The organism is Microcoleus sp. T3_D1 (genome assembly GCF_036700405.1).
Lineage (GTDB): Bacteria > Cyanobacteriota > Cyanobacteriia > Cyanobacteriales > Microcoleaceae > Microcoleus.
The window spans coordinates 15,225-17,259 of the sequence record NZ_JAUBOV010000114.1 but is presented as its reverse complement, the minus strand read 5'-3'; the positions used below and the strand labels follow the sequence as shown (position 1 = coordinate 17,259).

The 2,035-nt window shown below is 49.7% G+C and carries 2 protein-coding genes; both read left to right on the top strand.

From position 1 onward, the window contains the following. The coding region (locus tag QT992_RS30810) for a CAP domain-containing protein (RefSeq protein ID WP_333341902.1) at positions 1-894 on the top strand (894 nt) is incomplete at its 5' end. 95 nt (positions 895-989) lie between these two features. Then, the coding region (locus QT992_RS30805; protein WP_445305384.1) for a calcium-binding protein at positions 990-2,035 on the top strand (1,046 nt) is incomplete at its 3' end.

Here is a 2,035-nt window from a genome sequence, read left to right as displayed (position 1 = left end):
ACTCCGACTCCGACTCCGACTCCGACTCCGACTCCGACTCCGACTCCGACTCCGACTCCGACTCCGACTCCGACTCCTATTCCGACTCCTATTCCGACTCCGACTCCTCCGACCTCTGATAACTGGCTCGATCGGGTGAATTACTTACGTAGCCTAGCCAACTTACCGCCTGTGACTAACAATCCTGCATGGACACAAGGGGAAATAGAACACTCACGTTATGTGGCTAAAAACGATCAACTAACTCATTATCAAGACCGTAATAACCCTTGGTACACGCCAGCAGGATCTGAAGCAGGTCAAAGTGGCAATGTGTTTGCTTGGTCAACAACTCAGGTACAAGATGTCGATTTTATTGATGGATGGATGACCGCACCTTTTCATGGATTAGGAATTATCAACCCCAAACTAACGCAAGTTGCTTACGGTAGTTATCGCGAAGCAGGTGGGAGCATAGAAGCAGGGGCAACGTTGGATGTTATTCGAGGAATTAATTCTAATTCTTCCCCTCAATATCCTGTTATGTGGCCTGCAAATGGCAAGACAGTTCCGTTAAGGCAATTTGACAGTGAATATCCCGATCCCTTGACAAGCTTTCCAGGATACACGGCTCCAGCGGGCTTACCTATTTATTTGCAACTGGGTTCTGGAAACGTCACGCCTCGAGTCACTTCTCACTCATTAACGCAGGGAAACATACCCATAGAACACGGTGTTTTTGATGAAACAACCTACAGCAATCCCGATCCATCTGCTCAACAATTGGCACGCAGTATATTGGATTCACGCGATGCAATTGTAATGATACCCCGTAACCCATTAATGCCTGGAAATTATACAGCTTCAATTACATCGAGCGGTCAGAACTATACCTGGTCGTTCAATGTTGCCTGATGCGCTCTAGTTGAACCAGGAATCGCCATTGCTAAAAATAGGCGATCGCCATTTCTCCACTCCGTTTATTTTGCAAACCAATAGGTAGGAAAATTATGACTATCAAACGACAAGGGATTTATTTAGTCGGAGAAGATACAGCCGACAATGTTGCACTCGAAGCCGGACAACTTCAGGAAGTGCCTGGAGGATTGCTAACTCGCAAAGGCAATGATACTGTCAGGGGTTCTTCTGATGCTGAAGTTGTATATGGTGGCAAAGGAAATGATGAAATTGAGGGCGGAGGTGGCAATGATTCCCTTCGCGGCGACAAAGATGAAGATACTGTGATCGGAGGAGATGGAGATGATTGCTTGTGCGGCGGTCAAGGCAATGATTCAATTGTCGGCGGTAGCGGCAATGATAGTTTGCACGGCGATCGGGGTATCGATACTTTAACAGGTGGCAGTGGCAATGACACATTTTTCCTACTGCTAGATGATGACAACATTGATTACATTACCGATTATCAAAATGGAGGCGATCGCATTGCTAGCGACAATGGCATTTTGAATTTTGATAACTTCGCTTTTAGTGCGGGTACGGGTGCTAATGGTGCTAGTAGTTCCGATACAGTGATGATAGATAAAAGTAGCAATCGGGCGATCGCGGTTTTGCTGAATGTTGCCAGTAGCACGTTTGCAGCTAGTCCGACACCAACACCAGCGCCGACACCAACACCAACACCAGCCCCAACACCAGCCCCAACACCAACACCAGCCCCAACACCAACACCAGCCCCAACACCAGCCCCAACACCAACACCGGTGACAACAGCGACTCCGGTTACAACTCCGACTCCGGTTACAACTCCGACTCCGGTTACGACACCAACTCCTGTTACAACACCGACTCCGGTTACGACACCGACTCCGGTTACGACACCAACTCCTGTTACAACGCCAACTCCGGCTACCACACCGACTCCTGTTACAACGCCGACTCCGGTGACGACTCCGACTCCGGTGACAACTCCGACTCCGGTGACAACTCCGACTCCGGTGACAACTCCGACTCCGGTGACGACTCCGACTCCGGTGACGACTCCGACTCCGGTGACGACTCCGACTCCGGTGACGACTCCGACTCCGGTGACGACTCC